This window comes from Pseudomonas edaphica, assembly GCF_005863185.1.
Lineage (GTDB): Bacteria > Pseudomonadota > Gammaproteobacteria > Pseudomonadales > Pseudomonadaceae > Aquipseudomonas > Aquipseudomonas edaphica.
The window spans coordinates 1-8,513 of the sequence record NZ_VBVZ01000253.1 but is presented as its reverse complement, the minus strand read 5'-3'; the positions used below and the strand labels follow the sequence as shown (position 1 = coordinate 8,513).

Below are 8,513 nucleotides of genomic sequence, written 5' to 3'. Positions count from 1 at the left end.
TTTTCATACAACGAGGCGACAATCTCATCGGCCCGAATCGGCAGTACCGACAGCAAGGTGTCGCTCAAATCATGGCTGTCCTGGCTGAACCCCTGGATATAGATACCGGCCTTGCAGCGCTCGTCGGTGACGATCCGATAGTCGCGGGCCACTTCGAAGTCGCCCATATAGGCTTGCAGTGGCGCCAGCAGTTCGCGGTGCATCTGGCGCTCATAGCCGGTGGCCAGGATCACCGCGTCGTAATGGCTCACGCTGGTGTCGCCGTTGGCGTTATTGCGCAGCACCAGTTCGATGCCCAGCGGCCCGGCCGTGGCTTGCTCGACCACGGTCATGGTGCGGAAGGCCTGGCGGTTGATACCGGAGACTTTCTGGCGGTAAAAAATCCCGTAGATGCGCTCGATCAGGTCCAGGTCGACCACCGAATAGTTGGTGTTCTGGTACTCGGCCACCAGGCGCTCACGCTCGGCGCCGACTTGCTGGAACACCAGGTCGGTAAAGGCCGGCGAGAACACTTCGTTGACGAATGGGCTGTCGTCCGCCGGTTTGAGCGCCGAACCGCGCAGGATCATGTCCACCTGCACCGACGGGAAGCTGTCGTTGAGGTCGATAAAGGCTTCGGCCGCGCTCTGCCCGCCGCCGATGATGGCAATGCGCATAGGCTTGCCGTCCACGCACGGCTGCTGGGCCATGCGCTCGAGGTATTGGGAATGGTGGAACACCCGGCCGTCGTCCTTGAGCGCCTTGAACGCCTCCGGCACACGTGGCGTGCCGCCGGCGCTGACCACCACCGAACGGGTGGTGCGCACATGCTGTTCGCCCTGGGCATCACGGGAAATTACGCGCAACGCTTCAACCTGCTGCTGGTGCAGGATCGGCTCGATGGCCAGCACTTCCTCGCCATACCGCGCCTGGGCCTGGAACTGCCCGGCGACCCAGCGCAGGTAGTCGTTGTACTCCATGCGGCACGGATAGAAAGTGCCCAGGTTGATGAAGTCCACCAAACGGTCGTGGGCCTTCAAGTAGTTGACGAACGAGTACGGGCTGGTGGGGTTGCGCAGCGTCACCAGATCCTTGAGGAACGAAATCTGCAGTTCGCTCTGGGTGACCAGGGTATTGCCGTGCCAGCGGTAGTCGGCCTGCTTGTCGAGAAACACCACGTCCAGTTTGCCCTGGGCTTTTTCACGCTCCTGCAGGGCGATGGCCAGCGCCAGGTTCGAAGGGCCGAAACCGATCCCGATCAGATCGTGAACCGCGGGCGAAGCAATTGCCTGTGTCATTCCAGTGTCCTCTGGATAAGCCCCTTGGCGGTGGGGCGGGAATACCTGCAAAGCCTGAACAACAGGCCATGTGTTGATAGGAAACGAGGACAATGAAATAAAATTTAACTGATCTATGATCAGTGCGCGTCCCACTCACGCATGCGCACCCGGCAATGCTTCATGGCGTTGACGATATGTTTTTCCACCAGGCTGCGGGAAATGCTCAGGCGCTCGGCGATCTGCGGGTGAGAAAGGCCGTCGAGCTTGCGCAGCAGGAAGCTGTCGCGGCAGGCGCTGGGCAGCTCGGCCAGGGCACGTTCGAGCAGGGCCAGGCGCTGGGCCTGATCGTGGCTGGCGTGGGGCGAACTGGTGGCGAAGCGTTCTTCGCTGTCCAGCACCTCCAGCGGCTCGGACTGGCGCAAGGCATTGCGCCGATGGCCGTCGATCACCAGGTTCAGCGCAGTACGGTACAAAAACGCGCGCGGCTGTTCGATCGGCGTGTCGCTGGCGCGCTCCAGTACTCGCACGTAGGCGTCATGCACCACATCTTCGGCCACCTGACGGTTGCCCAGCTTGGCGTTGAGGAAACACACCAGCTCGCGATAGTAGTTTTCCAACATGACTCCCGACCGTCTGGGGGGACGGCATCAGTTCCTTGAGTGCTTACGAAGACAGGCCATGGATGATGGCAGTTTGAGTGCGTGCAATTTATAGTAATTCTCATCTACTTTTAAAGAAGTCTTGCATCAACCGTCGATTTTTTTATTCGACAGAGCTGTTACTACCTATGTAAGCGCCTAAATCGTCGGGCAATTTTCTCGTATAACTGTCAGCCCTCCGCTAACTGCGGTCCACACTTCCCGGCTGGAACCAACGCATGAAACGCCCTCGCCCCGCCCGACGCGCCCTGCTGGTTGTCGCGTGCCTGATTCCCATCGTTGCCCTGGCGGCCTGGCAGATACTGCCGCCGGGCCGCGACAGCCTCGCCACTGTCACCGTCACTCGCGGCAATATCGAAAACAGCGTCACGGCGCTGGGCACCCTGCAACCACGCCGGTATGTCGATGTGGGCGCACAGGCATCCGGGCAGATCCGCAAGATCCATGTCGAGGCCGGTGACCAGGTCAAAGAAGGCCAGTTGCTGGTCGAAATCGACCCGGCCACGCAGCAGGCCAAGCTCGATGCCAGCCGCTATGCCATCGACAACCTCAAGGCCCAGTTGCAGGAGCAGAAAGCCCAGCACCAACTGGCGCGCCAGAAATACCAGCGCCAGCAACGCCTGGTGGCCGGCAACGCCACCCGCGAAGAAGACGTGCAAACCGCCAAGGCCGAGCTGAGTGCCACCCAGGCACGGGTCGACATGTTCCAGGCGCAGATCCGCCAGGCCCAGGCCAGCTTGCGCAGCGACGAGGCCGAATTGGGCTATACACGCATCTTCGCGCCGATGAGCGGCACGGTGGTGGCGGTGGATGCGCGGGTCGGCCAGACCCTCAACGCCCAGCAGCAGACCCCGTTGATCCTGCGTATCGCCAAGTTGTCGCCGATGACCGTATGGGCCGAGGTCTCCGAAGCCGACATCGGCCACGTCAAACCCGGCATGACCGCCTATTTCACCACGCTCAGCGGCGGCAGCCGGCGCTGGACCAGTACCGTGCGCCAGATCCTGCCGATCCCGCCCAAGCCCCTGAATGAAACCAGCCAGGGCAACGGCAGCCCCAGCAGCACCAGCAAAAGCGGGAGCGGCCGCGTGGTGCTCTACACCGTGCTGCTGGATGTGGACAACGCCGACAATGCCCTGATGGCCGAAATGACCACCCAAGTTTTTTTCGTCGCCAGCCAGGTCAAGGATGTGCTCACCGTGCCGGTTGCGGCCTTGCTCGGCAGCCACGGCAGCGACACGCAAACGGCCCGCGTGGTGGCCAAAAATGGCGCCATTGAGGAACGCGAGGTGCGCGTGGGTATCAGCGACCGCCTGCGCGTCGAAGTGCTGAGCGGCGTCAAGGAAGGCGATCACCTGTTGATCGGCACGGCCGACGCCAGTGGGGGTTGATTTGACCACGCCGCTGATCGAACTCAAGAACATCCGCAAATCCTACGGCGGCGGTGACAGCCCGCAGGTCGACGTGTTGCGCGGCATCGACCTGTCGATCCACGCCGGGGAATTCGTCGCCATTGTCGGCGCCTCCGGCTCCGGCAAGTCCACGCTGATGAACATCCTCGGCTGCCTCGACCGCCCCTCCGAGGGCGACTACCTGTTCGCCGGCGAAAACGTCGCGCACCTGGGCAGCGACGAACTGGCCTGGCTGCGCCGCGAGGCCTTTGGGTTTGTGTTCCAGGGCTACCACCTGATTCCGTCCGGTTCGGCCCAGGAAAACGTCGAGATGCCGGCGATCTATGCCGGCATCAGCGCCACCGAGCGGCATGCCCGCGCCAAGGCCCTGCTCACGCGCCTGGGCCTGGCCGACCGCACCGCCAACCGCCCGCACCAACTCTCCGGCGGCCAGCAGCAACGGGTGTCGATCGCCCGCGCACTGATGAACGGCGGGCATATCATCCTCGCCGACGAACCCACCGGCGCCCTCGACAGCCACAGCGGCGCCGAGGTGATGACGCTGCTGGACGAACTGGCGAGCCAGGGCCATGTGGTGATCCTGATTACCCACGACCGCGAAGTGGCGGCGCGGGCCAACCGCATCATCGAGATTCGTGACGGCCAGATCATCAGCGACTCGGCGCACAGTGACACCCATGTACCGGTCACGGCCAACAGCGACGCGCTGCAAGCCGTCGACCTGCGCCAGCGCCTGGCCGACGGTGCCGAGCACAACGGTGCCTGGAAAGCCGAACTGCTCGATGCGGTCCGCGCGGCCTGGCGAGTGATGTGGATCAATCGTTTTCGCACCGCGCTGACGCTACTGGGGATCGTGATTGGCGTGGCGTCCGTGGTGGTGATGCTGGCCGTCGGCGAAGGCAGCAAGCGCCAGGTGATGGCGCAGATGGGCGCGTTCGGCTCCAATATCATTTACCTCAGCGGCTCCTCGCCCAACCCGCGCACGCCGCCGGGTATCGTGACCCTCAACGATGTCGCGGCACTGGCGATGTTGCCCCAGGTCAAGCGCATCATGCCGGTCAACGGCAACGACGCGGGGGTTCGCTTTGGCAACCTGGATTACCTGGCCTATGTGGGTGGCAACGACGTCAACTTCCCCGAAATTTTCAACTGGCCGGTGGTCGAGGGCAGCTATTTCACCCAGGAAGACGAGCGCGCCGGCGCCACCGTCGCGGTCATCGGCCACCGTATCCGCGAAAAGCTGTTCAAAAACGTCGCCAGCCCGATCGGCCAGTACATCCTGATCGAAAACGTGCCTTTCCAGGTCATCGGCGTCCTCGCCGAAAAAGGCTCCGCCTCCGGCAATAAAGACAGCGATGACCGGGTCGCCATCCCGTATACCGCCGCCAGCGTGCGCCTGTTCGGCACTTATAACCCCGAATACGTGGCGATTGCCGCCGCCGATGCGCGCAAGGTCCATGAGGCTGAAATGGCCATTGATCAACTGATGCTCAAGCTGCACAACGGTAAACGTGACTACCAGTTGACCAACAACGCCGCGATGATCCAGGCCGAAGCCCGCACGGCCAACACGCTGTCGCTGATGCTCGGTTCGATTGCGGCGATTTCCCTGCTGGTGGGCGGGATCGGTGTAATGAACATCATGCTGATGACCGTGCGTGAACGCACCCGCGAAATAGGCATTCGCATGGCCACCGGCGCGCGCCAGCGCGACATCCTGCGCCAGTTCCTAACCGAGGCGGTGATGCTCTCGGTGGTTGGCGGCCTGTTCGGCATCGCCCTCGCGCTGCTGGTGGGCGGCGTGCTGGTACTGGCCGAGGTGGCGGTGCAATTTTCCCTGGTGGCGGTGTTTGGCGCGTTTGGCTGTGCGCTGGTCACCGGTGTCGTATTCGGCTTTATGCCGGCCCGTAAAGCTGCCCGGCTCGATCCGGTTAAGGCGTTGACCAGTGAATAAACGATCTTCCCTGCTGGGCGTGTGCCTGTTGCTCAACGCCTGTACCGGCAACCCGCCGAGCGTCGACAGCGGCCTCGCGCCGCCGCCCGCCTGGCAGTACGCCGAACGCGATGCCACGCAGGCGACCAACCAACGCTGGTGGACACACTTCGGCAGCCCGCCGCTCAACCGCCTGATCGACCAGGCGCGACGCGACAGTTATGACGTGGCCGCCGCCATGGCACGCGTGCGTCAGGCCCAGGCGAGTGCGGTAATTGCCGGGGCGCCGTTGTTACCTGAGGTCAAGTTCAACCTCACCGCCAGCCGTGAAAAACTGCTGCGCGGCAGCGGCAATGCCTCCTTGGACGCCACCGACAGCAACAAGACCGTCGACAGTTTCGGTGCCAACCTCTCAGCCAGCTATGAACTGGACTTCTGGGGTGGCCGCGTTGCCGCCCGCGACAGCGCCCTGCAAAGCCTGCGCGCCAGTGAGTTCGACCAGGCCACCGTGGAGCTGACCCTGCTCAGCAACGTCGCCGACCGCTACGCGCAAACCCTCGCCGCGCAGCAACGCCAGCAGATCGCCGAGCTGAACCTGGCCAATGCGCGCAACGTGCTGAACCTGGTGCAAACCCGCTACAGCGCAGGCTCCGCCACCGCCCTGGAGCTGGCCCAACAGAAAAGCCTGGTGGCCGGCCAACAACGGCAATTGCCGCTGATTGCGCAAGTGGCCGAAGAATCGCGGATCACCCTCGCCGCCCTGCTCGGTCAACCCGTACAAGCCCTGGACCTGGGCACCGAGCCGTTCCAGGCGCTGACCTGGCCAAGCATTGGCCCGGGCGTGCCGAGCCAATTGCTCAGTCGTCGCCCCGACCTGGCCCGCGCCGAGGCGCAACTGGCGGCGGCCAGTGCCGACGTCACGGTGGCACGCGCAGCGATGCTGCCCAGCGTAACCTTGGGCGCGACAGTCGGCTCCGGCGCCTATAAAGCTGAAGACATCCTGCGCAGCCCGTTCTACAACCTGACCTCGGGGCTGGTCGCGCCGATCTTCAACAATGGCCGATTAAGCGCCGAGCGCGACAAGGCTCGCGCCCGCCAGGATGAACTGCTGCAAACCTATCGCGGTGCGATCATCAACGGCTTTGCCGATGTGGAGAAAGCCCTCAGCAGCATCACGCGCCTGGACCAGCAACGCCAATGGCAGGCCGAGGAGCTGCAACAGGCCCAGGCCGCCTTCCAGATCTCCGAGAGCCGCTACCAGGCAGGCGCCGAGGACTTGCTGACGGTGCTGGAAACCCAACGCACCTTGTATGCGGCCCAAGACTCGAACGTGCAACTGCGGCTGTCGCGGCTGCAAGCCAGCATTGCCTTGTACAAAGCGCTGGGCGGCGGCTGGGATACGCAGATCCGACAATAAAACTGTAAACTCCTACACAAAGCGTTTATTCGCCCTACATTCTTCGACCCTGGGTCCTTGGTAAAAAAGCCGTCCTCATACGGCAGCCCGGACCCTCCTGATGAAACCCAGCGTTCTGGTAAAAAACCTGGCGTGTATCGGCCTCTGGCTGATCGCCGGCCAGGCGTTGCCCGAGCCGCTGATCGCGCCGACCGCGATTGACTGGCTGCTGGATTGCCCCTTCCCCGCCCAGGAGCGGCCGGACCCCGAAGTGCTGGAACGCACCCAATGCGCCAGTGTGAATGTGCCCCGCGACTATGCCGCGCCCAAACGCGGCAGTGTGCGCCTGGCCCTGACCCGCGTGGGCGCCCGCCAGCCGCTCAGCCGTGAAGGTGTGGTATTTATCCAGGGTGGCGAGCCGCCAAAGGGCCAAGGCGCAACCTTCGCCCTGCACCTGACCAGCCGTTGGGAGTCCTATGCTACCCAGGCCTATCGCACCTTGACCAACCGCTATGACGTGATCGAACTGAGCCCCCGTGACCTAAGCCAGCCCAGCGGCGTAGAGCAAGCGGCGCGTGATATGGAGTATGTGCGCGCCCAACTCGGCGAGGCCCAGCTCAATTACCTCGGCAACGCGCAGGCCACCCGCCTCGGCAGCCGCTATGCCGCGCTGTTTCCCGAGCGCGTCGCACGCATGGTGCTGGTCAATGCCGAGCAGGCCGAGCCGGTCGCTGCCGGCATCGAGCAATTGCTGCTCAAAGAGCCAGCCCGCCCTGGCACCGCCGCTGGGTGCATTAACCGCTGGGTCGGCGATTTTCTCGTATTCGGCAAACAGCCGCCCGCGTCCACACGCTGCCTCGACCTCGGCAGCTGGGAATAACCCGCGCATTTGCGACCACTTCAGGCCGAAAACGACACCTTGCGTTGACGCTCCGGCTCAATCGTTATTAAGTGCTATTAATCCGCATTAATAGGATCAATAGAACAGCATGCTCAGCCGCCCGCTACGACGCAAACGCCAGAAGCTTTCCGATGTGATTGTCGAGTCGGTCAAACGCTCGATCGTCACCGACGCGCTCAAGCCCGGCGACCGCCTGCCTACCGAGCGCGAGCTGATGGAAAGCTTCCAGTGCTCCAAAGGCTCGGCCCGTGAAGCGCTCAAGGCCCTGGAAGTGGAAGGCCTGGTGAGCACACGCACCGGCCCCAGTGGTGGCGCCTACCTGAACCAGGCCGGCACTGAACCGGCCAGCCGCGCGTTGCGTAACTACCTGCACTTCCAGCACCTGGATGGCGAGCAGGTGTACCAACTGCGCAAGGTCATCGAGGTAGAACTGGCAGTATCGGTGCTGGGTCGCTTGAGCGAAGACGACTATCAAGCCCTGCAAGACAACGTGGATTTTTGCAGCGCCCCCGAAGACAGCGAAGCCGGACAGCGCGAACAGCGCCTGGCGGAACTGGAGTTCCACAACCTGTTGGCCAAGGCCTGCCCCAACCCGCTGCTGAGCTTTATGGCGCAGTTTCTCAACGACTTGTTGCGCGACCTGGTGGTGCTGAAAAAAGCCTACAAGCCCAAGCGCAAACAGTTTGACGCGGCCAACCTGGACTATCACAAGCAGTTGCTGCTGGCCTTTCGCGCCGGTGATGAAACGGCCGTGCGCAACCTGATGCATGAACATATGTGCGACGCCGAACACCACATGACGGCGCTGGAAGGCGAGGTCAGCCCGCACTTTTTGCTGGAGTTTGATCATAGCTGAGGCGCACCCCATCCCAATATGAAAACCCAATCAATGTGGGAGCTGGCTTGCCTGCGATGGAATCGACCCGGTTTGACAGAAACACCGAGGTGTCTGC

The 8,513-nt window shown here is 63.0% G+C and carries 7 protein-coding genes; 5 read left to right on the top strand and 2 right to left on the bottom strand.

Translation table 11 applies throughout. The features are described from left to right. Both FEM54_RS17435 and FEM54_RS17430 read right to left on the bottom strand, forming a co-directional pair. A partial coding sequence (locus tag FEM54_RS17435; protein ID WP_138452127.1) for a lysine N(6)-hydroxylase/L-ornithine N(5)-oxygenase family protein occupies positions 1-1,277 on the bottom strand: 1,277 nt, incomplete at its 3' end. A 119-nt stretch (positions 1,278-1,396) separates the two neighbouring features. After that, entirely contained in the window at positions 1,397-1,879 is a 483-nt protein-coding gene (locus FEM54_RS17430) for a sigma-70 family RNA polymerase sigma factor (RefSeq protein ID WP_017136268.1), read from the bottom strand. A gap of 257 nt (positions 1,880-2,136) precedes the next feature. On the opposite strand from FEM54_RS17430, the gene FEM54_RS17425 reads away from it, so the two are divergent. The 5 genes from FEM54_RS17425 (at position 2,137) to FEM54_RS17405 (ending at position 8,416) form a co-directional block, all read left to right on the top strand. Further along, positions 2,137-3,309, top strand: coding sequence for an efflux RND transporter periplasmic adaptor subunit (locus FEM54_RS17425; RefSeq protein ID WP_138452125.1), 1,173 nt, complete (start codon positions 2,137-2,139; stop codon positions 3,307-3,309). 1 nt (position 3,310) lies between these two features. Beyond that, positions 3,311-5,284 (top strand): MacB family efflux pump subunit, encoded by a 1,974-nt coding sequence (locus FEM54_RS17420; RefSeq protein ID WP_099549999.1) that lies wholly within the window; start codon positions 3,311-3,313, stop codon positions 5,282-5,284. Next, positions 5,277-6,680, top strand: a complete 1,404-nt coding sequence (locus FEM54_RS17415; protein ID WP_138452123.1) for an efflux transporter outer membrane subunit — start codon at positions 5,277-5,279, stop codon at positions 6,678-6,680. Before FEM54_RS17420 ends, FEM54_RS17415 begins: the two co-directional genes overlap by 8 nt. Positions 6,681-6,780: 100 nt before the next feature. Next, complete coding sequence (locus FEM54_RS17410) at positions 6,781-7,539, top strand: alpha/beta fold hydrolase (RefSeq protein WP_017136272.1); 759 nt, start codon at positions 6,781-6,783, stop codon at positions 7,537-7,539. Positions 7,540-7,648: 109 nt separating this feature from the next. Continuing rightward, a complete protein-coding gene (locus tag FEM54_RS17405; RefSeq protein WP_017136273.1) occupies positions 7,649-8,416 on the top strand; it encodes a FadR/GntR family transcriptional regulator in 768 nt (255 codons plus the stop codon). Positions 8,417-8,513 lie beyond the last annotated feature (97 nt).